This window comes from Sphingopyxis sp. (assembly GCF_050916055.1).
Taxonomy (GTDB): domain Bacteria; phylum Pseudomonadota; class Alphaproteobacteria; order Sphingomonadales; family Sphingomonadaceae; genus Sphingopyxis.
This window is the reverse complement of sequence record NZ_CP051527.1, coordinates 1,601,537-1,627,927: the sequence shown is the minus strand read 5'-3', so window position 1 is coordinate 1,627,927 and position 26,391 is coordinate 1,601,537. Positions and strand designations below refer to the sequence as shown.

The window sequence follows — 26,391 nt, the reverse complement described above, 5'->3', positions numbered from 1 at the left end:
ATGCTGGCAGTCCCCGCGATCGCCGCCATCGTCTGCCTGTTCGTCGGCGACCGGATGGCGCGCTGGGTCGCGCTGGGTGCGACGCTGGCGACGTTCGGGCTCGGCTGCATCCTGTGGGCGCAGTTCGACATCGGCGGCCCGCAATGGCAGTTTCAGGAACTGCACGCCGGATTGTTCGGCCGCTTCAGCTATGCGCTGGGCATAGACGGCATGGCGTTGATGCTGATCATGCTCAGCGTCTTCCTGATGCCGCTGTGCATCCTGGCGAGCTGGGACGCGATCAAGAGCCGGGTCGGGCTGTACATGGCGATGTTCCTGGTGATGGAAGTCGTGATGATCGGCGTGTTCTGTGCGCAGGACCTGCTGTTGTTCTATATCTTCTTCGAAGCCGGGTTGATTCCGATGTATTTCATCATCGGCATCTGGGGCGGCGCGAACCGCAAATATGCGGCGTATAAATTCTTCCTCTACACGCTGCTCGGGTCGGTGCTGATGCTGATCGCGATGATCGCGATGATCCGCGAAGCGGGGACGACCGACATCCCGACATTGCTCAGTTACGACTTCCCGGCCCAGATGCAGACGTGGCTGTGGCTTGCCTTTTTCGCCAGCCTGGCGGTGAAGATGCCGATGTGGCCTGTCCACACCTGGCTGCCCGACGCGCATGTGCAGGCGCCGACGGCGGGGTCGATGATCCTGGCCGGGGTGCTGCTGAAGCTCGGGGCTTACGGCTTCCTGCGCTTCATGATGCCGATGTTCCCCGATGCGTCAGCGCAGCTGATGTGGATCGTCTTTGCGCTGTCGATGATCGCGGTGGTCTATACCAGCCTCGTCGCGCTGGTGCAGAGCGACATGAAAAAGCTGATCGCCTATTCGTCGGTCGCGCATATGGCGATCGTCACCGCGGGCCTGTTCGCGTTCAACCAGCAGGGCATCGAAGGCGCGCTGATCATCATGCTCAGCCACGGCGTCGTTTCGGCCGCGCTCTTCTTCTGCGTCGGGGTGATCTATGACCGGCTTCACACGCGCGAGATCGACCGTTACGGCGGGCTTGCGGTCAATATGCCAGCCTATGCAATCTTCTTCATGCTGTTCACCATGGCGTCGATCGGCCTGCCGGGCACCAGCGGCTTCGTCGGCGAATTCCTGAGCCTGCTCGGCATCTATGAAGCGTCGAGCCTGGTCGCGTTCGTATGCACCACCGGGATCATCTTGGGCGCCGCGTACATGCTCTATCTCTATCGCCGCGTCGTGTTCGGCGAACTGACCAAGGACGACGTCAAGGCGATGCCCGACCTCACCCCGCGCGAATGGACGATCATGGCACCGCTCGCCGCGGTGGCGCTGTGGATGGGGGTCTATCCCGAAAGCTTCCTCGCGCCGATGCGCGGCGACGTGAGGACGGTGGTCGCGCGGCTCGCCCCCGCCAAACCCGCGGGCGACGCGCAGCTGGCGATCGGCAAGCCGGCGCCCGCCGCTGCTAGCCATGGCGCCGCGCCCCACGGATCGAGCCATGCGGGAGGCGTCCAATGACCGCCGATCTCGCGCTCATCTGGCCCGAACTGATCCTGACGATCGGCGGGCTGGTCACCCTGATGCTCGGCACCTTCATCGGCGACCGCCGGGTCGGGGTCTACCAGTTCAGCGCGCTCGTGACGCTGGCCGCGGCCGCGGCGGCGGTCGTGGCACTGTTCGGCGTCGAGGCGTCGGTCTTCTCCGGCACGCTGGCGGTCGACAGCTTCGGCGGCTTCGCCAAGCTGCTGATCTATGCGGCGAGCTTCGTCTGTATCATCATCGCCCCGCGCTTCTTCACCGGCGCGATGCGCGCCGAATATCCGGTGCTGATCCTGTTCGCGGCGCTCGGCATGGGCATCATGGCGTCGTCGCGCGACCTGATGACGCTCTACGTCGGGCTCGAGCTCAACAGCCTTGCCGCCTATGTGCTGGCGAGCTTCATGCGGACCGACGAACGGTCGAGCGAAGCCGGCCTCAAATATTTTGTGCTCGGCGCGCTCGCGTCGGGGATGCTGCTCTACGGCATTTCGCTGCTCTATGGCTTCACCGGGACCACCGGGTTCGCGGGCATCGCGGCGGCGATGGGCGGCGAGATGAACATCGGGCTGATCTTTGGCATCGTGTTCGTGCTCGCGGGTCTTGGCTTCAAGATCAGCGCCGTGCCGTTCCACATGTGGACCCCCGACGTCTATGAAGGCGCACCGACCCCGGTGACGACCTTCTTCGCGACCGCCCCCAAGGTGGCGGCGATGGCGCTAATGACGCGGGTGGTGATCGACGCGATGGGCCCCGCGATCGGCGCGTGGCAACAGATCGTCATCTTCCTGGCGCTCGCCTCGATCATCCTCGGCGCTGTGGGCGCGATCGGGCAGAAGAATATCAAGCGGCTGCTCGCCTACTCGTCGATCAACAATGTCGGCTTCATGCTGATCGGTCTGGCGGCGGGAACGCAGCAGGGCGTCGAAGCCGTGCTGACCTATCTGCTCGTCTATGTCGTGACGACGCTGGGCGCGTTCCTGGTCGTGCTGCAACTGCGCGACGCCGACGGCAACCACGTCGAGAGCATCCCTGCGCTCGCCGGGCTGTCGCAACGCCGTCCCGGCCTTGCCGCGGCGATGGCGGTGTTCATGCTCAGCCTCGCCGGTATCCCGCCCTTGTTCGGGTTCTGGCCGAAATATCTGGTGTTCGAGGCGGCGGTGAACGCCGACCTGCTCGCGCTGGCGGTTGCCGGTATCGTCGCCTCGGTGATTGGGGCTTTCTATTACATCGCGATCATCAAGATGATGTATTTCGACGACAAGTCCGACACCGAGTTGCCGAAGGGCGGCGGCGCGATGTTCGAGGATGCGGTGATCGCGGCGAGCGCGCTGTGGCTGTCGGTCGTCGGATATCTGTTCATTCCGGTGCTCGCGATCATCTCCGCCAGCGCCGCCGTGGTGCTGTTCTGATCCCGCCGATCGAGCGGACGCAGCAGACCGGTTCGACGAACGCCGACCTGCTGGCGCGGCTGGCAGCCGGCGAGCATGTCGGCGAAGGGCATTGGCTGGTCGCCGACCGCCAGACCGCGGGCCGCGGGCGCCTCGGGCGCGACTGGAACGACGGACAGGGCAATTTCATGGGATCGACCGTGGTCCATCTGACCGCGGGCGACCCGTCGCCGGCGACGCTGGCGCTGGTCGCCGGGGTGGCGCTGGCGAAGGCGGTCGCCGCGCTGGCCCCGAGCCTCGATGCGCAGCTCAAATGGCCCAACGACCTGCTGGTCGGCGGCGCCAAATGCGCCGGCATTTTGATGGAGCGCAGCCGCGACAGCATCGTCATCGGCATCGGGGTCAACCTGGTCGCCGCGCCCGACCTGCCCGACCGTGCGACGGCAGCGCTGGCCGACAAGGGCGCCAGCCTCGATCGCGACCGTTTCGCCGAGGCGCTGGCGATCGCGATGACCGACGCGTTGTGGACCTGGCGGCAGGAAGGCATCGGCCGCATCATCGCCGCCTGGCTGCCGCAGGCGCATCCCGTCGGCACCCCGCTGCGCGTGTCCGAACAGGCGATCGACGGGGTCTTCGACGGCCTGGCCCCCGACGGTGCGCTGCGCTTGCGCCGCGAGGGCGGGGAGACCATGCTGGTTCATGCGGGCGACGTCGAGTTGCGCCGCCCGGTCGGTGAGGGGAAATAAGCGATGCTGCTCGCGATCGACGTCGGCAACACCAATGCCAAATTCGCGCTGTTCGATGGCGCCGAGCTGCTGGCGCGCTGGCGGATCGCGACCGACGACCGGCGCACCGCCGACGAATATATGGTGTGGCTCGATCAGTTGCTCAGGATCGAAGGCCATGATCGCGGGCAGGTGGGTGCGGTGATCATCTCGACCGTGGTGCCGCGTGCGCTCCACAATCTGCAGCTGCTTGCGGTCAAATATTTCGGCGTCGACGCGCTGGTCGCGGGGCGCGAGCCGGTGACCTGGGGCATTGCGCTGAAGGTCGACGAGCCGCGCTCGGTCGGCGCCGACCGCGCGGTCAACGCGATCGCGGCGCAGGCGGTGGCCCCCGGCCAGGACAAGCTGGTGATCAGCTTCGGCACCGCGACGACGCTCGACCATATCGGGCCCGACGGCGCCTATCTGGGCGGGATCATCGCGCCGGGGGTGAACCTTTCGCTCGAAGCGCTGGTCGCCGCCGCCGCCAAGCTGCCGCGCATCGCGATCGAGGCCCCCGCAACCCCCAGCGTCATCGGACGCACCACCGAAAGCCAGATGCTGATCGGGGTCTATTGGGGGTATGTTTCGATGATGGAAGGCCTAATAGGGCGGATGAAATCCGAAATCGGCAAACCGCTGACCGTCATCGCGACGGGCGGCCTCGCGACATTGTTTCAGGAACAGGCGCATCTGTTCGATCGTATCGAACCCGATCTGACCCTTAACGGGTTGATGCACCTCTATAACCAACGGAATCAGACATTATGACGACTCCCGGAAAGGAGCTGCTTTTCCTCGCGCTCGGCGGATCGGGCGAGATCGGCATGAACGCCAATCTCTATGGCTGCGACGGAAAATGGATCATGCTCGATCTTGGCGTGACCTTTGGCACCCATGATTATCCTGGCATCGACATCATCATGCCCGACCTGGAATTTATCGAGGACCGGCGCAAAGATCTGCTCGGTATCGTGCTGACCCACGGGCACGAGGATCATATCGGGGCGCTGCCGTACCTCGCCGCCGACCTTGGCGTGCCGCTCTATGCCAACCGCTTCACCGCGGGGTTGATCGCGGGCAAGCTGGCCGAAGAAGGGCTGGAGAAGCAGGTCAAGGTCCATGTCGTCGACATCGACGCGCAGTTCAACCTAGGCCCCTTCGGCATCCGCTTCCTGCCGCTCGCGCACTCGATCCTCGAAATGAGCGCGGCGGTGATCGACACGCCCTATGGCCGCGTCTTTCACACGGGCGACTGGAAACTCGACGCCGATCCGGTGCTCGGGACGCCGTCGAGCGCCGCGGCGCTGACCACGATTGGCGATGAGGGCATCGACGTCCTCGTCGGCGATTCGACCAACGCCTTCAACCCCGAGGCGTCGGGCAGCGAGGGCGACCTGTACGACGGACTGCTCGACGCGGTCGGCAGCGCCCGCGGGCGTGTGATCGTCACCACCTTTGCGTCGAACGCCGCCCGCCTCAAGACCCTGGGCCGCGTTGCCAGCGCGACGGGTCGGACGCTGTGCGTTGCCGGACGCTCGCTCGACCGCATTTTGGGCGTGGCGCGGTCGGTCGGCTATCTGAAGGACTTCCCGCCGACGGTCGATTTCGACGAAGCGATGCGCCTGCCGCGCGACAAGCTGATGGTGATCGCGACCGGCGGGCAAGGCGAAGCGCGCGCGGCGCTGGCGCGCATGGCGTCGGACAGCCACCAGATCAAGCTGGCGCCCGGCGACACCGTCGTCTTTTCGTCGAAGCAGATTCCCGGCAACGAAGTCGCGATCGGGCGGATCATGAACCAGCTTGCCGCCAAGGACATTCTGACGGTCACCGAAAAACAGGCGCATATCCACGTCAGCGGCCATCCGGGACAGCCCGAACTCGCGGCGCTCTATAGCTGGCTGCGTCCGAAGCTGGTGGTGCCGGTGCACGGCGAAATCCGCCACATGCATGAACAGGCGCGCTTCGCCCTCGAACAGGGGGTGCCCGACGCGCTGATCCAGGAGAATGGCGACCTCGTCCGCCTCGCCCCCGGCCCGGCGCAGATCGTCGCGCGGGTTCATTCGGGCCGCCTGATCCTCGACGGCGACGTCATCCTGCCGGCCGACGGCGAGACGATGACCGAGCGGCGCAAGCTGGCGATCCACGGCCACATCACCGTGGCGGCGATCTTTTCGGGCAAGAAATTCGTCGACAGTGCCGTCAGCTATCGCGGCGTGCCCGTCGAGGACGAGCGCGAAGCATTTATCGACGAGATGCGCGAGGCCGCCGAAAAGGCCGCGCGCGTGCCGGGCAAGGACCAGGAGAAAATGCGCGAGGCGATCCGTTTGGGGGTGCGCCGCGTCGCGACCGACTGGACGGGGAAAAAGCCCGTCGTCGATGTGATGCTCGTACAGACCTGAACGGACCGACGACGATGAAATGGACCTCGGCACTCGCCATCTATCTGCTGTTCTGGGCGTTCAGCGCCTTTTTCGTGCTGCCGTTCCACGGCCGCAAGGCGGGCGACGACGCGACGCCGCTGATCAGCGGACAGGATCGCGGGGCGCCGGCGGTGTTTCGGCCAGCGCGGATATTGTTGCAGATGACGATCGTCGCGACGATCGGCTTCGTGATTTACTATGTCGCCTATGTTAGCGGGTGGGTTAATCCCGACGTGTTGAGCGGGCGGGCCTGAGCGGGCTGCCGATCGGCTGATTTTAACTGACGGTGCCGATCCTCCCCGGTACGGGGAGGGGGTCCAGCGAAGCTGGTGGAGGGGTACGCGGTGTCGAGCGCTGCGTACGATCTCCTGTACCCCTCCACCACCCTGCGGGTGGTCCCCCTCCCCCGTTGGGGGAGGATCGTTTTAGGTCCGCAACAATTAGAAGTTAACACCTGATACGCTACGAATCAGCCCCGCAGCCGGTCGATCGCCTGTGCCAGCGCCACGTAGAGCTTGCCGATATCCGACGACAGCAAGGTCACGCTGATCGCCGACCCGTCGCGGGCGCCGATGAGCAGGCGCAGCATGGCTTCGAAATCGTGGATGAACTGGTTCACTGCGGCGTGAAAGCCGTCGTCATTCTGGTAGATGCGCAGGATTTCCTTCGCTTCGCCATTGTCGAGCAGCTTGACCGCGCGGCGTGCGAACACGCCGCGGTCGCCTTTCAGATAGGCATCCCACGCAGTGTCGCTGACTTCGCTCGACAAGATTTTGGTGACGTCGATCGCGGTCGATTTCAGTGCCTCGGTCAGGACGCCGACCTGCTTCGCCAGCGAATCGCGGTCGGAGGCGGCGATCGCCTGGTCGGCTTCGGCGGCGCGCTGTTCGACGCTGGCGCTGGTGTCCATGATCGTGATCATCTGGCGCATCAGGCGGTCGGCGGCGCCGTTCGCCGCGGTGACGGCACGCTGCGAGGCGTCCTCGATCGCGTTCAGCTGCGCCAGGACCTCGGTCTTGAACGCGGCGTCGATTGCCTCGCTCGCGGTCGCCTGCATCGCTTCGCGCGCGCCGGCGATCAGCGTGTCCAGCGTTGCCCGCGCCTGCTCGGCGGCGGCGTCGGCGGTCGTACGGACCTCGGCCAGCGTCGCGATCATCCGCGCGCCGCCCTGTTCGGCGAATTCGTCGGCGCCGGCGCGTAGATTGGCGAGCGCGGCGTCGGCTTCGGCGAGCGAGTCGTTGACCCGCCCGACCAGCGCCCGCTGGCCGTCGGCGTGGTTCGTCATCCGCTCCTCGTTCGCCGCGAGCGTGGCCTGCACCGCGTTGACGTGCGACAATGTCGATTGCGCGACGAGTTCGGATGCGTCGAGCATCGGACGCAGCTGGGTCAACGCCGTCTGCGTCGTCTTGCCATGCGCGACGACGCGATCGAGCGCGTGCGGCAGCGTCTCGTCGAGCTCGCGGGTCACCGCGTCGAGCGCAAGCAGCAGCGATTCGGCGTGCGAGATCAGCTGTTGCGCCGATCCGTTGCCGGTCTGGACCTCTTGCATGAAGGCGCCCAGCTGCGCCTTGGTGTCGTCGATCGCGCGGCCGATGACCCCGGTGCTCGTGCCGACGCTGGTGTCGAGAAGCGCCAGCTGTTCGCCGACACTGGTGACGTGCGCGGTGATGCGCGTGGCCAGAGCGTCGCTCGCGTCGCCATGCGCCGATAGCTGCGCCCCCATCGCATCGCCGGCATCGCGCGCAGCGGCCAGCTTGGCGTCCATCTGTGCCGCAGCGGCGTCAACGCCGTCACGGAACCGCTGCCAGCTGTCGTCGATCTGGCGCGTCATCGCGGAGACCGTCGCGGTCAAATCGTCGCGGGTCGTCGCAGCGACGCGCGTCATCTGCGCCAGCGCGGCGCCCTGCGCGCCGGTCACCTGCGCCGAGGCGGCGAGCAGGTCCGATTCGGTTTCCTTCGTCTGTTCGCGCAAGACGACGACGGCTTCGAGCATGCGCGCCGCCGATTCCTCGCCGGTCTGCGCCGCCTTCGCGGCTTCGTCACCGAGCGCGGCGAGCTTGGCCTCAAGGCTGGCGCCTTGTTGGTGCGCGACGAGTCCCGCCTCGCGGAAATTGACCGCGAGCCGCTGGGCGACGTCGTCGATCCGCGGCAGCCCAGCGAGCAGGCCGTCCATCCGCTGCATCGCGACATCGCCCGACCGCGCGAGTTGGTCGTTGGCGTTGGCGATGACCGAGGCATTGGTCGCTAGCTTGTCGCTGCTGTCGTGGAGTCGCGCGACCGCGTCGAGCCCGAGTTGCTGAACCGTCCGCGCCTGTTCGCCAAGCTGTTTCTGCGCGTCGGCGAGATGGAGGCTGAGCGAATGCATCGACTGGCCGAGCGCCATATTCTCTTCGCGCAGCGCCGCGGCGACGCGGGCAAAGCGCGCCTGTTCGGAGCGGCTCGAGCGCAGCAGCGCCATCCACAGCACGACGAGCAGGGTCAGCGGCATCGCGATCGTCGCGAGCAGTCCCGGCCAGTCGGCAAGCGCCGGCGCGCGCGCGAAGCCAGCAGTCGCGACCCACAGTGCAAAGCCCGTCCAGGCGATACCGACCAGCGGGAGGAGCAACGGCGCGGCGCGATCGATCCAGCGCACGGCGGGCGTATCACCTTCGGTGTCGACCGGTTCGGCATCGGCCAGCGACGACATGTCGAGCCAGTCGCGGTCGGCAGGCTGATCGGATTCGGCGACCGGCGCGGCATCGGGCGTCGCCGCCGGTTCGGGCTCCTGCCCGTCGCTACCTTGGATCGCCGCGGAATCCCGCCACAATCCGACGATTTTCTTGTGCCCCGTCATAGCTGCATATTAGCAGCAAATGATGCCCATGAAACGGAAACTTAACCACGGCATGAAAAGCCTGTGGAATGTCGTTCGATAGTGGCCCTCTTGACCGGTATCTGAGCGCCGTGGTCGGCGACGACGCGGCGATGGTCAGCGACCTGCGCCACGCGTTTACCGGCAGCGCGCGCGACCTGGCCGACCTGATGCGCCGGGCGCGGTGCGATGCGAACTGGCATGTCGCGGCGCTGCGGCTGAAAGGGCTGGCGGCGACCTTTGGCATCATTCCGCTGATCCAGCTGGCCGAAGCGGCGATGGCGGGCGCGCCCGGCGACCCAGCGGTGCTGCGCCAGATCAACCAGGCGATCGACTCGGTCGATTGATCCCTTGCGACCCGGCGGCGGGGTTCAATCGCCGTTCAGCCGCCTTACGCCATCAGAAATATCGACCCCGGCCGTCTTGCCTTGGCAACGCGACGGGTTTAGCCGCGTTACCGAAACGCGGCCGAACCCCGATGCGACAAGGCAGGGCGGCCGATTCAAAAGGAGAGATTTCGATGTTCACCCGTTTCCGCTCGATGCCCGCGACGGCGATGGCTGCCGTGCTCGGCTGCGCGCTGATGGCGACCGCGACGCCGGCTGCCGCCCAGAAGAGGGAAAAGGCCAAGAAGGAAGAAGCCGCCAAGGGCGCGACGATCTCGCCCAGCAAGGGTTTCACCCCGGCGCTGAAGAAGATGATGGACGCGACCACCGCCAAGGACGGCGCTGCGCTGCAGACTGCGCTGACCGAAGGTCAGGGCGTCGCGACGAGCAACGAGGACAAATATCTGCTCGCCTTTTATCAACTCCAGCTCGGGATCCTCAACAAGGACCAGGCGCTGCAAGGCCAAGGCCTTGACGCGATGCTCGAATCGGGACTGACTCCGGGAGAGAATGCCCGCGCCTATAATTATTATTCGGGCAGCTTCGCCTATAATGCCAAGGATTATCCGAAGGCAATCAAGCGGCTCGAAGCTGCGAAGGCGGCGGGATCGACCGAAGCTAACCTGTCGGCGCTGCTGATGGACAGCTATCTTCAGGGCGGACAGATCGATCAGGGCTGGGCGATCGCCAAGGCCGGGATCGACGCTGCGCGCGCCGCTGGAGCCAAGCCGTCGGAAGAGCTTTATGTGCGTCCGGCGCAGGCGTTCCAGAAAGCCAACCGCACCAACGAGATGCTCGATGTGCTGACGATGCGGGTACAGGATTATCCCGCGCCGGCGACGTGGCGCAACACGCTGTACATTATGTTGCAACAGGCCGCGGGCGACAAGGAGCTGAACCTCGACATCCTGCGCCTGATGCGCGCGACGGGGTCGATGACCGAGCGTCCCGAATTTCTGGAATATGCCGCGCTGGCCACCGAAGCCGGTTATCCCGGCGAGGTCGTCGCGGTGATCAAGCATGGCGAAGCGAAGGGCGTGATCCCGAAGGGCGACGCGCGCTTCGGCCCGATCCTCGAGACGCAGACGCCGCGCGCCGCGAGCGACGCGACCGCGCTGGCCGCCGATGCCACCAAGCCGGCGACGCTGACCAATCCTAAGGCGGCACGCGCGACCGCCGATGCGCTCGTCGGCAACGGCGACTATGCGAAGGCGATCCCGCTTTACGAAGCGGCGCTGTCGGCGGGCGGCGCGGCCGATCCGGTGGTCCAGTATCGCCTGGGCGTCGCGCAGGCGCTCGCCGGCCAGACCGACGCTGCGGTCGCCAGCCTGGCCAAGGTGCAGGGCAATCGCCAGCGCCTTGCGCAGCTGTGGACGGTGCAGGCCAAGGCCAAGGCGGCGCCGGCGGCTCCTGCCCCTGCGGCGGCTGCCCCGGCCGCGCCGGCAGCGGCGCCCGCTACGGGCGGCTGACGCTCAAGTCAGGCACATGAAAAAAGGGCGCCGTCCGCATTGACGGCGCCCTTTTTTGTTGGCGCTCGAAGCTGATCAGGGCTCGACCGGGATCCCGGCGAGTTGCTTGGCGGTGCGAATCGTCAGCGACGTCTTGACGCTGGTGACGTTCGGCGCCGAGGTCAGGTGCGCGGTCAGGAACGACTGGAAGCTTTGCAAATCGCGCGCGACGACCTTCAGCAGAAAGTCGATTTCGCCGTTGAGCATATAGCATTCGCGCACTTCGGGCAGGCCGCTGACATAATCCTCGAACGCCTTCAGGTCGGATTCGGCCTGGCTGCGCAGGCTGACCATCGCAAACACGGTGATGCCATAACCGAGCTTCGCGGCATCGAGGTCGGCATGATAGGAGCGGATGACCCCCGCTTCCTCGAGCGCGCGGACGCGGCGCAGGCAGGGCGGGGCGGTCAAACCGACCATTTGTGCGAGTTCGACGTTCGTCATCCGCCCGTTTTTCTGCAATTCGCTAAGGATCTGCAAATCGATCTGATCGAATTTCTGACTCGCCATCGTTGAAACTTCCGCTTTCCAAATTTGTCCTGACCATAATAATATTTCAGGCGAATGCAATTGTCCCACAATGCGACGCGGATGGTTAAGGCACTTTCGTGAGGGCGCGATTCACGCTAGCCGCTAATCATACGCTAACCAACGAAACGAGGGTGGGGCCGGCTTCGCGTGACTGCTGACTCAATGATCGCGACCATCTTGCGCCAGGCGCCTTCGGGCCGCCGGGGAAGCGTGTCCGCGTGGCGACAACTCTCCGATATTCTGGCCCAGCGTGGCAATCAACTGGTCGATGCCGATATTCGTCGCGGGCTTCACGCGCTCGCCGTCCTCCGCCCGCAAGTGCCCGAAAAAGTCCGCCGCGACTGCGCCGAAGCGGTGGCGCGGCATGGCCGTTTCGCGCCGCTGGTTGCGCTCTATGCCAATGACGTGCCGGCGGTGTCGGCGGCGATGCTGCGCAATGCCCGCCTGTCCGAAGCCGACTGGCTGGCGATGCTGCCCGCGACCGGCGCGATGGCGCGGTCGATCCTCGCCGGCCGCTCCGATCTGCCCGACGGCGTCCGGCGCGCACTTGCCAGTCTGGGCAGCGCATCGGTCGCCCTGCCGCAGCCGCAGGGGTCGCCCGCCGCACCCGCCGCACCCGCCGCGGCGGCCGAACCGGCAGTGGAAGCCGGCGGGAGCCAGATCAGCGAGCTGGTGCGCCGTATCGACAAGTTCCAGGCGGCGCGCGGCCAGCCCGTCAGTGCTGCGCCCGCGCCGCGCGAGCCGCGCGCTGCCTTTCTGTTCGAAACCGGTCCCGACGGTGTCATCCACTGGGTCGACGGCATCACCCGCGGCGCCGCGATCGGGCTGTCGATCGCCGAAGCGGCATTCGGCGGCGAGCCGGGCGCCGACGGGATCGCCGCGGGCGCCTTTCGCCAGCGCGCCGAGATGGTGGGCGCCCGCATGACGCTGGAAGGATCGGCGGCCGACGCCGGCGAATGGCGGTTTTCCGCCTTGCCGTGGTTCGATCCGGCGACCGGGCAGTTTCGCGGCTATCGCGGCAGCGCCCGGCGGCCGCAGCGCAACGAAACCCCCTATGGCCGCCCGGCGCCCGAGGATGCCGGCGACTCGATCCGCCAGCTGATCCATGAGCTGCGCAGCCCGCTCAACGCGATTTCGGGCTTTGCCCAGATTATCGCGGGCCAGATGTTCGGGCCGGTCAGCGGCGCGTATCGCGCGATGGCCGACACGATCGTCGCCGACGCCGCCGCGGTGCAGGCGATCATCGACGACCTTGAAACCGCGGCGCGCGCCGTCGCCGCGCCGGACCCCACCGCAATCGGCGAAACGGTCGATATCGAAGCGGTCGTCGCGCAGGTCCAGCGCGACATCGCGCCGCTGCTGGGCGAGCGGCATATCGACCTCAGCCTGTCGCGCGTCGGCGGCCCGTTTGTCGCGCGCGCCAGCGAAGCCAACGCCCGGCGGATGGTCGGACGGTTGCTCACTGCGCTGGTCGACGTCGCCGAAGCGGGTACGATCATGGTCGGCCAATTGGTCACCGAGCCCGCGCCCGACGACATGCTGCAACTGCGGATCGTACGGCCCGCGACGATCCGCTTCGCGACCGCAGCCGATCTCCTCGATCCGGGTTTCAGCCCCGAAGGCGACGCGCCGGGCGCGGCGATCCTCAGCCTGGGATTCTCGCTGCGCCTCGTCGACAGCCTCGCGCGCGGTGCGGGCGGACGCCTCGATATCGGGCATAACGCCTTGACCTTGCACCTGCCGTCCGCCACCCAACGGTCGGTAGCGGGCGCCCAGCCCGACGACTGAGACCGGGCCGGGCAGGACCGGGCAAGAGGGGAATGCGGTGCAGCCGGCGGGCGATTTTTTTGCATATCCGGCCGAGTGCGAGCTGATCGGGCTCGGCGAGGGCGAGCGCCCGCGATTCTGGGTCACCATCGATACCGAAGAGGATTTCGACTGGGACGCGCCCTTCGCGCGCACCGGCTACCAGCTCGATTCGGTGCCGGCGCTCGCCGCGTGCCAAGCCTATTTCGAGCGCGCCGCGGTACGGCCGATCTATCTGGTCGACTGGCCGATCGTTGCCGACGATGGCGCGGTCGATATCCTTGGCCCCGCACAGGCGGCGGGCCGCTGCGAAATCGGGGCGCAGCTGCATCCCTGGGTAACGCCGCCGTACGACGAGCCGGTCGATGCCCGTAACAGCTATACCGGCAACCTGCCGCCGGCGTTGCAGCGCGCGAAGATGCTGGCCTTGCGCGACGCGATCCGCGACCGCTTCGGCGTCGCGCCGACCGTCTATCGCGCCGGGCGTTACGGGCTCGGCCCGGAAAGCGCGACGATGCTCGCCGAACTCGGCTTCCGCTGCGACACCTCGGTGCGCTCGGGCTTCGATTATCGCGCCGGGCACGGCCCCGACTATCGCGACGCACCGCTTTGCCCGTGGTGGGTGCGGACCGCGGCCGGGGCGGTGCTGGAGATGCCCGTGACCACGTTGTTTGGCGGGCTGTTCGGCGGCGCCGGACGCGCGCTGTATCACCGCGTCGCGCGCGACGGGTCGCACGCCCGCGCGGTGCTGGCGCGGCTCGGGCTGGTCGAGCGGATCGCGCTGACCCCCGAAGGCATCCCCGCCGACCGCGCGTGCAAGGCGATCGACATCGCGGTCGATCGCCGCCTGCCGGTGCTCAACTTCTCGTTTCATTCGCCGTCGCTGCAGCCCGGCAACACCCCCTATGTGCGGAGCGCCGCGGACCTCGCCGACTTTTACCGCTGGTGGGACGTGGTGCTGGACCATCTGGCGCGCCGCGGGGTCGAGCCGACCACGGCCGCGGAGATCCTGGCGATGGCGTCGCGCAAAGCGCTGGCGGGCTGACCGTTGACGCTTGCCAATGCGCGCCGCGCTCCGCTATCGCCGGACCGTCCCCACGGGGGCCTGTAGCTCAATGGTTAGAGCTGGCCGCTCATAACGGCTAGGTTGCGGGTTCGAGTCCTGCCGGGCCCACCATTTTCCTTGCAACTTCGCCGCGCTGCCGCTCCACTGACGGAAACGCATCGGGGGAGGTAAAGATGGCACGGAAGCGGACGATCCTGCTCGGCGGATTGGCGGCGGTCGCGGCCGTGGCGGCGGTGGTCGCGGTGCGCACCGCGACGTTCGCGCCGGGCGACATCGCCGATGGCAGCGACGTCCGTCTTGCGCCCGCCCCGACCTATGACCTTGCCGCGGCGGCGGCGCATCTTGGCGAGGCGGTGCGGATACCGACCGTCTCGAACCAGGATACCGCCGACAATGATGTCGCGCAATGGGGCCGGCTGCACGGCTGGCTCGCGGCGACCTATCCGGCGACGCATCGCGCGATGACGCGCACCATCCTGCCCAACCGCACCCTCGTCTATCACTGGCCCGGCAGCGATCCGGCGCTCGCGCCGATCATCCTGATGGCGCATCAGGACGTCGTGCCGGTCACGCCGGGGACCGAGGGCGACTGGAAATATCCGCCCTTTGCCGGGACAATCGCCGAACAGGCGGTGTGGGGGCGCGGCACCGTCGATGACAAAGGGTCGCTCGTTGCGCTGTTCGAGGCGAGCGAGGCGCTGGCCGGGCAGGGGTTTCGCCCGCGGCGGAGCATCTATCTGGTGTCCGGGCACGACGAGGAGGTCGGCGGGACAGGCGCGATCGCCGCCGCCGCGATGCTGAAGGCGCGAGGGGTGGAGGCGATCTTCACGCTCGACGAGGGCAGCATCGTGCTGACCGACACGCCGATGGTCGGCGGCCCTGCCATCCTGATCGGTATTGCCGAAAAAGGCTATGCGACGCTGAAGGTGACCGCGAATGCCGCGGGCGGGCACAGTTCGATGCCGCCCGCCCAGACCGGCGTCGGCACGCTGGCGCGGGCGATCGTCGATATCGCCGAGCAGCCGTTCCCGATGGAGGTTCGAGGCCCCGGCGCATCGATGCTGGGTGCGCTGGCCGATGCCAAGGGCGGGATGACCAAGGTCGCGGTCGCGAACGAATGGCTGTTCGCGCCGCTGCTCAAGCGCCAGCTTGCGGCCTCGCCCTCCACCGCGGCGGCGTTCCACACCACGATCGCGCCGACGATGCTGGAGGGCAGCCCGAAAGAGAATGTCCTGCCGCAATCGGCGAGCGCACTGATCAATTATCGCATCGCGCCGTGGAACCGGTCGACCGACATCATGGCGCGCGCGAAAGCCGCAGTCGGCGACGCGCCGGTCGAGCTGACCTGGGTCAAGCCGCCGCGCGAGCCGACGCGGGTGTCATCGACCCGTTCGCAGGGCTGGAAATGGATCGCCGCGGCGGCGCGCGCCGATGCGCCCGGCGCGGTGCTGTCGCCGATCCTGGTGGTCGGCGGCACCGACAGCCGCAGCATGGAGCCGGTGTCGCAGGACATCTATCGCTTCATGCCGATGCATTTCACGCTGGCGGAATCGGCGATGATCCACGGGACCAACGAACATATGAAAATCGACAGCCTGAAACGCATGATCGATTTTTATGCGCGGCTGATCGCGACATCGGCGGGATAGACTTGGCGCCAAAGCCTGTCTAAGGCGCGGTGCCAGTCGGGGAGTAGCGCAGCCTGGTAGCGCATCTGCTTTGGGAGCAGAGGGTCGCAGGTTCGAATCCTGTCTCCCCGACCATTTCCTTTCAGCCTGAGTGGTGATGTCCGTGGGTCCGCTCCGCGTGGGGCCGCCGCCTATTTGGCGAACAGCTGGCCCAGATCTGCGAATGCTTTGAACTCGAGCGCGTTCCCCGAGGGGTCGTGGAAGAACATCGTCGATTGTTCGCCGGGCTCGCCGGCAAAGCGGGTGTGCGGCTCGATCGCGAAAGTGACGCCATGGCGGCGCAGCCGGTCGGCGAAGGCGGCCCAGTCGGCGGGGGGCATCACGACGCCGAAATGCGGCACGGGGACGGCATGGCCATCGACCGGATTGTGGCCGGCGACCGCGTCGCGCTTGGCGCCGACGCAATGCGCGACGATCTGGTGGCCGAAGAGGTTGAAGTCGATCCAGTCCTCGTCGCTCCGCCCCTCGGGGCAGCCGAGGACCGTGCCGTAAAAATGGCGCGCGGCGGCGAGGTCGTGCACCGGAAAGGCGAAATGGAAAGGGGCAAGGTCGGTCATGGCGGCGTTCCTGTCTGGCCGAATCTGCCTCTTGAGGAGACAAAAAAAGACGGCCTTCCCGAAGGAAGACCGTCCTTTTTCGTTTCGGTCAATGCCCCGAGGGGCAGCGACTTACTTGGCTTCTTCAGCCGGCGCAGCAGCGGCGTCAGCGGCCGGAGCTTCGGCGGTCGCAGCAGCGTCGGCCGGAGCAGCAGCTTCGGCACCAGCGGCAGCGGCTTCGGCACCAGCGGCAGCGGCGTCGGCGCCAGCAGCAGCGGCGTCGGCGCCGTCTTCGGCCATGGCTTCGGCAGCCGGAGCTTCCGTGGTGGCTTCTTCAGCAGCCTTTTCACCGCAAGCGGCGAGGGCGAACATGCTGGCAGCAACGGCGATAGCAGCAAATTTCTTCATGATGTGTGGGCTCCCTAAAATGCCTATACGCGCTGGGGAAGTTTTCCCGTCCCGCGAGGGGCGGGATTTAGCCGTTCCGTATGGATCGTCAACAAAAATAATTGAGATGGGCGGAACGCTCGCAATTCTGTCATTCCGCCGCAACAATCATGGCAGCTCGGCGTCGCTGCTGTCGGCAAGAATCGCCAGCGTGGCAGTCCACACCACTACATTTTGCCGCAACTGGACCGGATCGACCTTGTCGAGCGTGTCGTCGGGGGTGTGGTGGAGGTCGAAATACCGGGTGCCGTCCTGTTGCAGGTCGATCGCCGGGACGCCGGCCTGCACTAGCGCGCCGATGTCGGCGCCGCCGCTCGCCGGCTGGCGGCCCCGCACGACGCCGAAGGGCATCACCGCCGCGGCGATGCGGTCGGCGACCGGCTTGGCGCTGTCGGGCAGCTTGAAATCGACGCGCCAGACGCGGTCGGCACCGAAATCGGACTCGAGCGCGACGGCGTGCCTTTCTTTGCCATGGGCGTCGAAATAGGCCTTGCCCCCGAACACCCCAACCTCTTCGGCGCCCGCCCACAAGATGCGGATGGTGCGGCGCGGCTGGCCGGCGGTCATGACATGTTTGGCCGCCGCGGCAATGATCCCGCACCCCGAAGCATCGTCGATCGCGCCGGTGCCAAGGTCCCAGCTGTCGAGGTGACAGGCGATGATCACCGGGCTGGCGGCGGGGTCGCTGCCGGGGACTTCGGCGATAATATTGCCCGATGCCCGCTGGCCGAGATTCCTTGGCGTCAGGACCAGATTCATGCGCAGCGGTTCGGGAGTGTAGCCGAGCGCGGTCTCCTTGGTCCGCATCTGCCGGGTGCGCTGCCACTGGCGAACGAGCTGGTCGGCGTCGGGGTTCGACAGCGCGCCGGCGGGGATCGGCTTTACCCCGGCCTCGAAATTGGTGCCGCCGGCGTGCGCACCGCGATGATCGTCGGTGCCGATCGAGCGGATAACGGTGGCGATCGCGCCTTTCTTTGCCGCGACATTGGGTCCGGTGAAGCGCCCGCGGCCGTAATAGCTGTAACCGCTGCCGTCCTGCGCCGGCTGCATCTGGTGGTCGATGAAGACGATCTTGCCTTTGACCGAGGCGTCGGGCGCGGCAACCAGCGCGTCATAGCTCGCGAAATAGGCTATTTCGCCCTCAATGCCCTTGGGTCCAGTCGATGCGCTGTTGCCGAGCGCGGCGATGTGGAGCGCCTGCGGCTGGAAGGGGCCGGTCAGCGCGGCGCTTTCCTCGCCGCGCACCCAAGTCTGCATCCGGAATTCTTCCTCGCGGACATTCTGGAACCCCAGCGCTTTCAGCCGCGCCAGCGCCCAGCGCCGCGCCGCCGCTTCGGCCTCGGTTCCCGCCATCCGCGGTCCGATCTCGGTCGTCAGCCCCTCGGTGATCGACCAGGCGATGTCGTCGCCGCGCTGCGCGAGTTCGGTGGCGGTCGGCGTCGGCGGCGGCGGGATGGCAAGGGCGGTGCCGGCGGCGAGGGTGGCGGCGGTGAGGGCGAGCAGGCGCGGCATATTTGTCATCGCGCGGTCCTAGCGAGGCGAGGCCCTTGCGGGCAAGCGCCGATTGCCAAGCGGGCGCCCATTCGCTAACCGGCGCGCAACATCTCTTCCGGCCGCGTGCGCGGCCCTGCCAGCATTCGGAGCATATCCCATGGCCGCCCAATATAGTTTCGTGATGAAGGGTCTGAACAAGACCTATCCCGGCGCGCAAAAGCCGACGCTCAAGGATCTGAGCCTGCAATTTTATCCCGATGCCAAGATCGGCATCGTCGGCCCGAACGGCACCGGCAAATCGACGCTGATGAAGATCATGGCCGGGATCGACAAGGAATTCACCGGCGAGGCGTGGCCGGGCGAAGGCATCACCGTCGGGTATCTGGCGCAGGAACCGCTGCTCGACCCGACCAAGACGGTGAAGGAAAACGTCATGGACGGCGTCCGCGGCGTCGCCGACATGATGGAACGCTTCAACGAGATCAGCACCCTGATGGCCGATCCGCCCGAAGACGCCGATTTCGATGCGCTCATGGAAGAAATGGGCACGTTGCAGGAAAAGATCGACGCGGTCGACGGCTGGACGCTCGACAACCAGCTCGAAATCGCGATGGAAGCGCTCCGCTGCCCGCCGGGCGATGCGAGCGTCGACAGCCTGTCGGGCGGCGAAAAGCGCCGCATCGCGCTGACCCGCCTGCTGCTTGAAAAGCCATCGATTCTGCTGCTCGACGAACCGACCAACCACCTCGATGCCGAAAGCGTCGCGTGGCTGGAAAAGCATCTGGTCGATTATCCGGGTAACGTCATCCTCGTCACCCACGACCGCTACTTCCTCGACAATGTCGTGAACTGGATCCTCGAACTCGATCGCGGGCGCTATTTTGTCTATGAGGGCAATTATTCGACCTACCTCGAAAAGAAGGGCAAGCGCCTCGAACAGGAATCGCGCGAGGACGCGGGTCGCCAGAAGGCGATCAAGGACGAGCTCGAGTGGATCCGCCAGTCGCCCAAAGCCCGCCAGGCCAAGTCGAAAGCGCGTATCAAAAGCTTCGACCAGCTGGTCGAGGCGCAGGAAAAGCGCATCCCCGGCAAGGCGCAGATCGTCATCCAGGTGCCGCAGCGCCTGGGCGGCAAGGTCATCGAGGTCGAGAATATCTCGAAGGCCTATGGCGACAAACTACTCTTCGAAGACCTGTCCTTCTCGCTGCCGCCCGGCGGCATCGTCGGCGTCATCGGCCCGAACGGCGCCGGTAAATCGACCCTGTTCAAGCTGATCACGGGGCAGGAAACCCCCGACAGCGGCAAGGTCGTGATCGGCGACACCGTTCATCTCGGCTTCGTCGACCAGAGCCGCGACGACCTGAAACCCGACAACAATGTCTGGCAGGAAATTTCGGGCGGCGCCGAAATGATGAACATCGGCAAGCACGAGATGCAGACGCGCGCCTATGTCGGCGCCTTCAACTTCAAGGGCGTCGATCAGCAGAAAAAGGTCGGCCAGCTGTCGGGCGGTGAGCGCAATCGCGTCCATATGGCCAAGATGCTGAAAGCCGGCGGCAACGTCCTGCTGCTCGACGAACCGACCAACGATCTCGACACCGAAACGCTCGCGGCGCTCGAAGAAGCGCTGGAGAATTTCGCGGGCTGCGCGGTGGTGATCAGCCATGACCGCTTCTTCCTCGATCGCCTTGCGACGCACATTCTGGCGTTCGAGGGCGACAGCCACGTGGAATGGTTCGAAGGCAATTTCGAATCCTATGAGGAAGACAAGATCCGCCGCCTCGGCGACGGCGCGACGCGCCCGCACGCAACGACCTACAAGAAATTGTCGCGCTGACCGGCATGGGGGAGGGGACGCCGTTGGCGGAGGCCATCTCGTCGGGCGCGATCCGCATGGATGCGGACGCGCTCAACGCCTTCATGGCCGAGGCCTTCCCGCATTCGCAGCCCGGCTCGCGCGGGCAGGTCGTCTCGGCCGCCCCGGGCCATGTTCAGGCGCGGATCGATCCGGGTGAACAGGCGCTGCGCCCCGGCGGGCTGATCTCGGGCCCGACGCAGATGGGGTTTGCGGATATGGCCGCTTATGCCCTCGTCCTCGCCCATATCGGGCCGGTGGCGATGGCGGTGACGAGCGCGCTCAATTATCAGTTCCTGCGCCCGTGCCGTCCCGGACCGTTGTTCGCCGACGCGCATATGCTGCGGCTCGGCAAGCGGCTCGCGGTGATGGATGTGCGGATCTGGACCGACGATCCGGGCAAGCCGGTCGGGCAGGCGAATGTGACCTACGCTATCCCGTGACGCTGCGGCGCAGCAGCGTCAGTTTCGCCTTGCCGACCTTGCGTTCGGCGTCGATCTCGAAACCCGCGACGTCGACCGGCTCATTGTGCGCGGTCTCGAGCGAGACCCAACTGTCGGGCGCGACCCAGCCGAGGCGGCTGAGCTTGTCGAGCGCGACGCTGCCGGCGCCGGTGGCATAGGGTGCATCGATCAGCAGCAGGTCATAGCTGCGGCTTGCGGGGCCGAGCGCCATGACCGATCCGGCGCGGACGTCGGCGCGCGGCGCGGCGCCGAGCGCCGCCAGATTGGCGCGCAGCGCGTCGAGCGCGTCCCGATCCTGTTCGGCAAACAGGCAGTGCGCGGCGCCGCGCGACAGCGTCTCGATCCCGAGCGCGCCCGATCCGGCGAACAGGTCGGCGGCGACCAGCCCCTCGAAGCTGCCGAGGCGGCTCGCCAGCATGGAGAACAACGTTTCGCGGGTGCGGTCCGCGGTGGGGCGCGTCGCGTCATTTTTTGGCGCGACCAGCTTGCGCGCGCGCCATTCGCCCGAGATCACGCGCATCGCGGTCAGCCCATGTGCCGGCGGAATTTGAACAATTCGTCGCGCGGCACGACATCGACGGCGCCGAGCGGCAGCCCGTCGAGCTGGAACGCGCCATAGCGGGTGCGGATCAGCCGGCTGACCTGAAGCCCGAAATGTTCGAGCACCTTGCGGACTTCGCGGTTCTTGCCCTCGGTCAGCGTCATTTCGACCCATTGATTGCGCCCGGTGCGGCGTTCGAGGTTGGCGTCGATCTTGCCATAGGTGACGCCGTCGATGGTGATACCCATCGCCAGTTCCTCGAGTTGCTCCTGGCTGATGTCGCCAAAGGCGCGGGCGCGATAGGTGCGCTCGACCCCGCTGGCGGGCAGTTCGAGCTGGCGCTTGAATTCGCCGTCGTTGGTCAGCAGCAGCAGCCCTTCGGTGTTATAGTCGAGCCGGCCGACCGGCATCAGGCGCGGCAGATCCTTGGGCAACAGGTCATAGATCGTCTTGCGGCCCTTGGGATCGCGCGCCGCGGTGATGCAGCCCGACGGCTTGTGGAAGCGATAGAGCCGCGTCGAGACGGGCTTGGCAACCGGGTTTCCATCGACCGTCAGCCCTTCGAGCGAAGTCAGCAACGGCGCCGGCTGGACGATGACCTGGCCGTTCAGCGCGATGCGCCCTTCCTCGACCATGCGTTCGACATCGCGGCGCGAGCCGACCCCGGCCCGCGCGAGCAGCTTGGCGATCCGCTGCGGTCCATCCTCGCGCTCGGCCTCGGCGGGTTTGGCCTTGAGCGCCGAGGCGGCACCGCGCGCGGCGCGGCGGCCTTTCGGGGCGTCGCGGTCGGGAGCAGCCGGGGCGGCGGAGCGGGGCGGACGGCGTGTTGTCATCGGAACGGATGCGGCCTTCTTGTCGTTATGCGGGGGAACAGTGTTGCGTCGTGGCCACGCTCATAGCCGGAAAAGTGTCGCTTCGTCGATGGCAAGCAGAAGCAATCTTGCAGGACGCGGCGGCGCGGCTCATGGCTTCACCAAAGGGAGACTTCATGCTTTTTGCGTCGCGCCCGTCGTGTATCAAGCGGTTGCTGGTCATCGAGGACGACCCGCTGATCGCTTTCGACAATGAGCGGACGCTGAAGCAGAGCGGTTACGACATCGTCGCGACGGTCGATTCGGGCGAAGCCGCAGTGCCGATCATCGCCGACGAACAGATCGACGCGCTCGTGCTCGACCTGGGCCTCGCCGGCGACATGACCGGCCGCGAAGTCGCACGACTGGCGCGCGATCGCGGTATCGCGGTGCTGCTGGTGACCGGCCAGTGCCCCCAGGATGCCGGTGACATCGCGCTGGCCTGTCTGGCCAAGCCGCACAGTTCCGCAGCGCTTGTCGGCGCCCTGCGCGCGATCGAGACGATGATCTGCAAGAATAAGACGCCGCGCAAGATCAGCGGACTCCAGACCTATTGGCGGCCCGAAGCGGTCTGACGCGTAACCTTTCGCCGCGTGCGCGCGAACCGTGAGAGAAGGGTTCGGGGCAGGTTGGAGCGATGATGCGCAATATTTTGATCCTGGGAACGATGCTTGCGGTGGCGGGCACAACGCTGGCCGCGCTCGATGCCAGAGAGCGCCCGGCAAAATCGGCGATCGGCGCCGCGCCGGTGCTCGTCGAACTATTTACCAGCCAGGGCTGTTCATCCTGCCCGCCCGCCGACCGCCTGTTGTCGCGGCTCGACGCCGGTGGCGGCATCGTCGCGCTGAGCCGCCCGGTGACCTATTGGGACCGGCTGGGGTGGAAAGACACGCTGGCGCGCGGCGAAAACGACGTCTTGCAGCGCCGCTATGCCGCGCGCGGTCTGCCCGGCAGCGGGGTGTATACGCCCGGAGCGGTGGTGCAGGGATCGACCGCGACCGTCGGATCGGACGAGCCCAGGCTGCGCGCGCTGATCGCGGCGGCGCGGAGCGCAAAACCGATAATGCTGACACAGACGGGCGACCGCGTCACCGCGTCGCAGGCGGCGCCCGGCGCCGAACTGCGCTTCGTCGCAGTGGCCAAATCGCGCCCGGTGAAGATCGTGCGCGGTGAGAATGGCGGGCGCGCGATCGGCTATACCAATGTCGTGCTGAACGAGGCGGCGACGGCCTGCGCCGCCGATACGCCGTGCAGCGCGGTCATCCCCGCGGGCATCGGCGGGCAGCCCGGCGCCGACCGCTGGGCGGCGATATTGCAGGACCGGCAGGGCGGCCGGGTACGGGCCGTGCGCTGGAGCACTCGCCCCGCCAAATAGGCGCTTCCAATTTGCCAGCGAGGAGTTAGGCCCGTCATCGATAATCATGGCATTCGCGCCGCGGTTGTCGGGAAAGGGACGGCATGTCGGTCGATTTACTGCGCTTCATCATCTTTGTGGCGGTGCTGGGCGGCCTCGTTCTGGTGGCCTTGTCGGTTCCGGCTTTCAGACCCTATTTGCGCAAGAATCCGATGGTCACCTTCTTGCTCGGAATATCGAGCGGGTTCCCGCTGACCTTGCTGATTGCGACGATGACCTTCTGGCTGGCAAAGGTCGGCATCGACCCGACCACCATTGGCTTCGCGGTTGCGTTGGGCACGCCTTATACGCTGAAATTTCTGTGGGCGCCTCTGGTCGACAAACTGCCTTTGCCGTTTTTGACCCGGACCTTTGGTCAACGCAGGGGTTGGCTATTCCTGATTCAGGCGCTGCTATTCGGCGCTATCTGGCAATTGGGAGCGAGCGATCCCCAGCCCGGCAATCTGACGACTTTCGCGCTGTGGGCGCTAGTCGTCGCTTTTTTATCGGCGACGCAGGATATCGTCATCGACGCCTATCGCATCGAGATACTGGAAGACGACGAATTCGCGCATGGTACGGCCACCAACCAGTTCGGATACCGCACGGGGAATCTGATTGCGGGTGCCGGCACCGTCTATTTCGCATCGAGCGAAGGACTGGGGCTCGGATGGGCCACCGCTTATGGGTTGACGGCATTCTGCATCATTCCCGCGATCGTCGGGGCATTGTGGGCCGGACCCGGCAAATTCATCGATCGCTTTGCCGAAGCGAGCGGCATGACCCCCGGGCAATGGCTGAAAGAGACGGTCGTCAACCCATTCCGCGAGTTCTTGACCCGCCACGGTGCCTTCATCATTTTGGCTTTCGTCCTGCTTTACAAGGTCGGCGATGCAATGGGACAGACGATGCTCGGCCCAATGATCGTCGTTTTGGGCTATCCCGATCTCGATTATGTATCCGCGAATAAACTATGGGGTTTTGGCGCGTTGATCGTCGGGTCCGCACTGGGCGCCCCGTTCATGCTGTGGCTCGGAATGGGCCGGGCGCTGCTGGTATCCGGACTGTTGATGATGTTTTCCAACGCCATGTTCATGCTGCTTGCGGCAAGCGGGGAAAATTATTGGCTGCTGGTGGCGGCGATCGCGACCGAGAATGTGACCAGCGGTATCGGCTTGACCGTTTTCGTGACCTATTTGTCCGGTCTGTCGAGCCTGGCCTATACGGCAACGCAATTTGCGCTTTTGTCGTCCTTTGCTGGGGTCGGACGGACGTTTATGGCAGCGCCCGCGGGTTATCTCGCCGTAACATTCGGCTGGGTCGGCTTCTGGGCCATTACCATTGTCGCCGCCGTCCCCGGGATGCTGCTGCTTTGGTTGCTGTGGCACAAAGGTTATGTCGTCCAGAGCGTGCGCCAGCCCGGCACAGAGGATGACGGTCATGAAACGCCGCCTCCGGCCGCTGCCGCTTAGTCTGGCGCCTCGTCGTTCTCGTCGAGTAGCGCACCTGCCAGATAGAGCGAGCCAGCGATCAGCACGATATCCCGCGCTGGATCAATCGCCAGTCGGCTGAACGCGTCGACGATCGATACGGCTGCTCTCGCTTGCGGACCGAACGCCGCGGCGGGGTGATGGTCGTGGCCGGCAATCGGCACGACACTGATCGACGCGAGCCGACCGGCGAGCGGCGCGAGGATCGCATCGGGATGCTTGTTGGCGAGCATCCCCGCAATCAGGTGGATACGGCGGGTGTCGGCGGCGAAGTGGCGCGCCAGCTGCACCCCGGCATCGGCATTATGCGCGCCGTCGAGCCAGACCTCGGTGCCGGCGGGAAGGAGCGCGGTGAGCGGACCGGGGGCGAGCCGGTGTAGGCGCGCGGGCCAGAAGGCGGCGGCGACGCCGCGAGCGGTCGTGGCGGCGTCGGGGCGGGGGCCGGGCGCGAGGTGGAGCATCGCGATCGCCAGCCCCGCGTTGCGCATCTGGTGCGCGCCCGCCATGCGCGGTTGGAACAGCGCGGGCAGCGCGCCATCCTGCGACACCCAGCGAAAGGCGTCGCCGACCGGCTCGACCGACCAGCCGTCACCCTCGACGAAGGGCACGACGCCCGCGGCCTCGGCGCGCGCCGCAATGACATGGCCGAGCGGGGCGGGGTAAGCGAGGGTCGCGAGCAACGCGCCGGGTTTGACGATCCCGGCCTTTTCCCAGGCGATGCGGACCGCGGGGTCGTCGGGGGTGCCGGCCTCGGGCGCGAGCAGGAATGCCTCATGGTCGATGCCGAGCGAGGCGATCCCGCACACCGCGGGGGTGGGGATGATGTTGGTCGCGTCGAGGCGGCCGCCGAGGCCAACCTCGACGATGCAATCGTCTGCGGGGGTGCGTGCAAAGGCGAGGAAGGCGGCGGCGGTGGTGACTTCGAAGAAGCTGGCCTGCAGATCGTGCGCGACGTCGAGCACTTCTTCGAGCAGGGCGGCGAGCAGCGCATCGTCGATCAGCGTCCCGGCCAGGCGGATGCGCTCGTTGAAGCGGACGAGGTGCGGGCTGGTGTAGCTATGAACGGTGCGCCCCTGCGCTTCGAGGATGGCGCGGAGGAAGGCGCAGGTCGAGCCTTTGCCGTTGGTGCCCGCGACGTGGAAGGTGCGCGGCAGTTGGTTCTGCGGGTTACCGAGGCGCGCGCAAAGCTCGGCGATGCGCTCGAGGCCGAGGATGTCGCGACCGGGCGAGAGCGCGGTCAGGCGATCGAGTTGGGTCTGCACCGCGGGGTCGGAGCTGTGGGCGTGGTCGGGCATCGGATCCTCCCCTCCCTGCAAGGGAGGGGCTGGGGGTGGGTGCGCGGCGAAGCCGCGCGG

Annotated in this window: 24 protein-coding genes and 2 tRNA genes; 18 read left to right on the top strand and 8 right to left on the bottom strand. The window is 66.6% G+C overall.

The annotated features are described in order from the left end of the window. The 6 genes from HEQ22_RS07885 to HEQ22_RS07860 are packed head-to-tail and all read left to right on the top strand — an operon-like array spanning position 1 to position 6,383. Entirely contained in the window at positions 1-1,533 is a 1,533-nt protein-coding gene (locus HEQ22_RS07885) for an NADH-quinone oxidoreductase subunit M (protein ID WP_432770837.1), read from the top strand. Beyond that, positions 1,530-2,963 (top strand): NADH-quinone oxidoreductase subunit NuoN, encoded by a 1,434-nt coding sequence (nuoN, locus tag HEQ22_RS07880; RefSeq protein WP_432770633.1) that lies wholly within the window; start codon positions 1,530-1,532, stop codon positions 2,961-2,963. Before HEQ22_RS07885 ends, nuoN begins: the two co-directional genes overlap by 4 nt. Further along, positions 2,885-3,688 (top strand): biotin--[acetyl-CoA-carboxylase] ligase, encoded by an 804-nt coding sequence (locus HEQ22_RS07875; protein ID WP_432770632.1) that lies wholly within the window; start codon positions 2,885-2,887, stop codon positions 3,686-3,688. The genes nuoN and HEQ22_RS07875 overlap by 79 nt, the downstream gene beginning before the upstream one ends. Positions 3,689-3,691: 3 nt before the next feature. Then, on the top strand, positions 3,692-4,477 hold the full coding sequence (locus HEQ22_RS07870) for a type III pantothenate kinase (RefSeq protein WP_432770631.1): 786 nt from the start codon (positions 3,692-3,694) through the stop codon (positions 4,475-4,477). After that, positions 4,474-6,108 (top strand): ribonuclease J, encoded by a 1,635-nt coding sequence (locus tag HEQ22_RS07865; protein WP_432770630.1) that lies wholly within the window; start codon positions 4,474-4,476, stop codon positions 6,106-6,108. Before HEQ22_RS07870 ends, HEQ22_RS07865 begins: the two co-directional genes overlap by 4 nt. 14 nt (positions 6,109-6,122) lie before the next feature. Further along, entirely contained in the window at positions 6,123-6,383 is a 261-nt protein-coding gene (locus tag HEQ22_RS07860) for a DUF1467 family protein (protein ID WP_432770629.1), read from the top strand. Between the two features lie 215 nt (positions 6,384-6,598). Here HEQ22_RS07860 and HEQ22_RS07855 read toward each other — a convergent pair whose 3' ends face one another. Further along, positions 6,599-8,962, bottom strand: coding sequence for a hypothetical protein (locus tag HEQ22_RS07855; protein WP_432770628.1), 2,364 nt, complete (start codon positions 8,960-8,962; stop codon positions 6,599-6,601). A 68-nt stretch (positions 8,963-9,030) separates the two neighbouring features. Here HEQ22_RS07855 and HEQ22_RS07850 point away from each other — a divergent pair, with 68 nt between their 5' ends. Continuing rightward, complete coding sequence (locus HEQ22_RS07850) at positions 9,031-9,327, top strand: Hpt domain-containing protein (protein ID WP_432770627.1); 297 nt, start codon at positions 9,031-9,033, stop codon at positions 9,325-9,327. A gap of 173 nt (positions 9,328-9,500) precedes the next feature. After that, positions 9,501-10,835: a tetratricopeptide repeat protein gene (locus HEQ22_RS07845; protein ID WP_432770626.1), complete on the top strand. Its 1,335-nt coding sequence runs from the start codon at positions 9,501-9,503 to the stop codon at positions 10,833-10,835. A 75-nt stretch (positions 10,836-10,910) separates the two neighbouring features. On the opposite strand, the gene HEQ22_RS07840 is transcribed toward HEQ22_RS07845, so the two are convergent. Further along, positions 10,911-11,384: an Lrp/AsnC family transcriptional regulator gene (locus HEQ22_RS07840; RefSeq protein WP_432770625.1), complete on the bottom strand. Its 474-nt coding sequence runs from the start codon at positions 11,382-11,384 to the stop codon at positions 10,911-10,913. A 183-nt stretch (positions 11,385-11,567) separates the two neighbouring features. On the opposite strand from HEQ22_RS07840, the gene HEQ22_RS07835 reads away from it, so the two are divergent. From HEQ22_RS07835 to HEQ22_RS07815, 5 genes are all read left to right on the top strand, one after another. Further along, positions 11,568-13,193 carry a histidine kinase dimerization/phospho-acceptor domain-containing protein gene (locus HEQ22_RS07835; RefSeq protein ID WP_432770624.1) on the top strand — a complete coding sequence of 542 codons (1,626 nt, stop codon included), beginning with the start codon at positions 11,568-11,570 and terminating at the stop codon, positions 13,191-13,193. Between the two features lie 37 nt (positions 13,194-13,230). Further along, positions 13,231-14,256, top strand: a complete 1,026-nt coding sequence (locus HEQ22_RS07830) for a polysaccharide deacetylase family protein (protein WP_432770623.1) — start codon at positions 13,231-13,233, stop codon at positions 14,254-14,256. A gap of 56 nt (positions 14,257-14,312) precedes the next feature. Beyond that, positions 14,313-14,388, top strand: a tRNA-Ile gene (locus HEQ22_RS07825). A 62-nt stretch (positions 14,389-14,450) separates the two neighbouring features. After that, positions 14,451-15,926 (top strand): M20 family peptidase, encoded by a 1,476-nt coding sequence (locus HEQ22_RS07820; RefSeq protein ID WP_432770622.1) that lies wholly within the window; start codon positions 14,451-14,453, stop codon positions 15,924-15,926. 37 nt (positions 15,927-15,963) lie between these two features. Beyond that, a tRNA-Pro gene (locus HEQ22_RS07815) sits at positions 15,964-16,040 on the top strand. 56 nt (positions 16,041-16,096) lie between these two features. On the opposite strand, the gene HEQ22_RS07810 is transcribed toward HEQ22_RS07815, so the two are convergent. From HEQ22_RS07810 to HEQ22_RS07800, 3 genes are all read right to left on the bottom strand, one after another. Then, a complete protein-coding gene (locus HEQ22_RS07810) occupies positions 16,097-16,522 on the bottom strand; it encodes a VOC family protein (protein WP_432770621.1) in 426 nt (141 codons plus the stop codon). Between the two features lie 111 nt (positions 16,523-16,633). Then, positions 16,634-16,909: a hypothetical protein gene (locus tag HEQ22_RS07805; protein ID WP_432770620.1), complete on the bottom strand. Its 276-nt coding sequence runs from the start codon at positions 16,907-16,909 to the stop codon at positions 16,634-16,636. 147 nt (positions 16,910-17,056) lie between these two features. After that, complete coding sequence (locus HEQ22_RS07800) at positions 17,057-18,460, bottom strand: M28 family peptidase (RefSeq protein ID WP_432770836.1); 1,404 nt, start codon at positions 18,458-18,460, stop codon at positions 17,057-17,059. Between the two features lie 139 nt (positions 18,461-18,599). On the opposite strand from HEQ22_RS07800, the gene ettA reads away from it, so the two are divergent. Then, complete coding sequence (gene ettA / locus HEQ22_RS07795; RefSeq protein ID WP_432770619.1) at positions 18,600-20,279, top strand: energy-dependent translational throttle protein EttA; 1,680 nt, start codon at positions 18,600-18,602, stop codon at positions 20,277-20,279. Between the two features lie 23 nt (positions 20,280-20,302). Beyond that, positions 20,303-20,740 (top strand): PaaI family thioesterase, encoded by a 438-nt coding sequence (locus HEQ22_RS07790; RefSeq protein WP_432770618.1) that lies wholly within the window; start codon positions 20,303-20,305, stop codon positions 20,738-20,740. Here the strand turns inward: HEQ22_RS07790 and rsmD are convergent. Next, positions 20,730-21,281 (bottom strand): 16S rRNA (guanine(966)-N(2))-methyltransferase RsmD, encoded by a 552-nt coding sequence (rsmD, locus tag HEQ22_RS07785; protein ID WP_432770617.1) that lies wholly within the window; start codon positions 21,279-21,281, stop codon positions 20,730-20,732. The two genes, HEQ22_RS07790 and rsmD, sit on opposite strands and share 11 nt — an antisense overlap. A 5-nt stretch (positions 21,282-21,286) precedes the next feature. Beyond that, positions 21,287-22,135 carry a pseudouridine synthase gene (locus tag HEQ22_RS07780; RefSeq protein ID WP_432770616.1) on the bottom strand — a complete coding sequence of 283 codons (849 nt, stop codon included), beginning with the start codon at positions 22,133-22,135 and terminating at the stop codon, positions 21,287-21,289. A 155-nt stretch (positions 22,136-22,290) separates the two neighbouring features. Here HEQ22_RS07780 and HEQ22_RS07775 point away from each other — a divergent pair, with 155 nt between their 5' ends. From HEQ22_RS07775 to HEQ22_RS07765, 3 genes are all read left to right on the top strand, one after another. Beyond that, complete coding sequence (locus tag HEQ22_RS07775; RefSeq protein WP_432770615.1) at positions 22,291-22,728, top strand: response regulator; 438 nt, start codon at positions 22,291-22,293, stop codon at positions 22,726-22,728. Positions 22,729-22,790: 62 nt separating this feature from the next. Then, positions 22,791-23,528 carry a DUF1223 domain-containing protein gene (locus HEQ22_RS07770; protein WP_432770614.1) on the top strand — a complete coding sequence of 246 codons (738 nt, stop codon included), beginning with the start codon at positions 22,791-22,793 and terminating at the stop codon, positions 23,526-23,528. 83 nt (positions 23,529-23,611) lie between these two features. Continuing rightward, positions 23,612-25,018, top strand: a complete 1,407-nt coding sequence (locus tag HEQ22_RS07765) for an AmpG family muropeptide MFS transporter (protein WP_432770613.1) — start codon at positions 23,612-23,614, stop codon at positions 25,016-25,018. Here the strand turns inward: HEQ22_RS07765 and HEQ22_RS07760 are convergent. Continuing rightward, positions 25,015-26,331, bottom strand: a complete 1,317-nt coding sequence (locus HEQ22_RS07760; protein ID WP_432770612.1) for a bifunctional folylpolyglutamate synthase/dihydrofolate synthase — start codon at positions 26,329-26,331, stop codon at positions 25,015-25,017. The two genes, HEQ22_RS07765 and HEQ22_RS07760, sit on opposite strands and share 4 nt — an antisense overlap. Positions 26,332-26,391 lie beyond the last annotated feature (60 nt).

Coding starts and splice junctions, on each gene's coding strand:
- HEQ22_RS07885 (WP_432770837.1), top strand. CDS start 1: ATGCTGGCAGTCCCCGCGATCGCCGCCATCGTCTGCCTGTTCGTCGGC.
- nuoN (WP_432770633.1), top strand. CDS start 1,530: ATGACCGCCGATCTCGCGCTCATCTGGCCCGAACTGATCCTGACGATC.
- HEQ22_RS07870 (WP_432770631.1), top strand. CDS start 3,692: ATGCTGCTCGCGATCGACGTCGGCAACACCAATGCCAAATTCGCGCTG.
- HEQ22_RS07865 (WP_432770630.1), top strand. CDS start 4,474: ATGACGACTCCCGGAAAGGAGCTGCTTTTCCTCGCGCTCGGCGGATCG.
- HEQ22_RS07860 (WP_432770629.1), top strand. CDS start 6,123: ATGAAATGGACCTCGGCACTCGCCATCTATCTGCTGTTCTGGGCGTTC.
- HEQ22_RS07855 (WP_432770628.1), bottom strand. CDS start 8,962: ATGACGGGGCACAAGAAAATCGTCGGATTGTGGCGGGATTCCGCGGCG.
- HEQ22_RS07850 (WP_432770627.1), top strand. CDS start 9,031: ATGTCGTTCGATAGTGGCCCTCTTGACCGGTATCTGAGCGCCGTGGTC.
- HEQ22_RS07845 (WP_432770626.1), top strand. CDS start 9,501: ATGTTCACCCGTTTCCGCTCGATGCCCGCGACGGCGATGGCTGCCGTG.
- HEQ22_RS07840 (WP_432770625.1), bottom strand. CDS start 11,384: ATGGCGAGTCAGAAATTCGATCAGATCGATTTGCAGATCCTTAGCGAA.
- HEQ22_RS07835 (WP_432770624.1), top strand. CDS start 11,568: ATGATCGCGACCATCTTGCGCCAGGCGCCTTCGGGCCGCCGGGGAAGC.
- HEQ22_RS07820 (WP_432770622.1), top strand. CDS start 14,451: ATGGCACGGAAGCGGACGATCCTGCTCGGCGGATTGGCGGCGGTCGCG.
- HEQ22_RS07810 (WP_432770621.1), bottom strand. CDS start 16,522: ATGACCGACCTTGCCCCTTTCCATTTCGCCTTTCCGGTGCACGACCTC.
- HEQ22_RS07805 (WP_432770620.1), bottom strand. CDS start 16,909: ATGAAGAAATTTGCTGCTATCGCCGTTGCTGCCAGCATGTTCGCCCTC.
- HEQ22_RS07800 (WP_432770836.1), bottom strand. CDS start 18,460: ATGCCGCGCCTGCTCGCCCTCACCGCCGCCACCCTCGCCGCCGGCACC.
- ettA (WP_432770619.1), top strand. CDS start 18,600: ATGGCCGCCCAATATAGTTTCGTGATGAAGGGTCTGAACAAGACCTAT.
- rsmD (WP_432770617.1), bottom strand. CDS start 21,281: ATGCGCGTGATCTCGGGCGAATGGCGCGCGCGCAAGCTGGTCGCGCCA.
- HEQ22_RS07780 (WP_432770616.1), bottom strand. CDS start 22,135: ATGACAACACGCCGTCCGCCCCGCTCCGCCGCCCCGGCTGCTCCCGAC.
- HEQ22_RS07775 (WP_432770615.1), top strand. CDS start 22,291: ATGCTTTTTGCGTCGCGCCCGTCGTGTATCAAGCGGTTGCTGGTCATC.
- HEQ22_RS07770 (WP_432770614.1), top strand. CDS start 22,791: ATGATGCGCAATATTTTGATCCTGGGAACGATGCTTGCGGTGGCGGGC.
- HEQ22_RS07765 (WP_432770613.1), top strand. CDS start 23,612: ATGTCGGTCGATTTACTGCGCTTCATCATCTTTGTGGCGGTGCTGGGC.
- HEQ22_RS07760 (WP_432770612.1), bottom strand. CDS start 26,331: ATGCCCGACCACGCCCACAGCTCCGACCCCGCGGTGCAGACCCAACTC.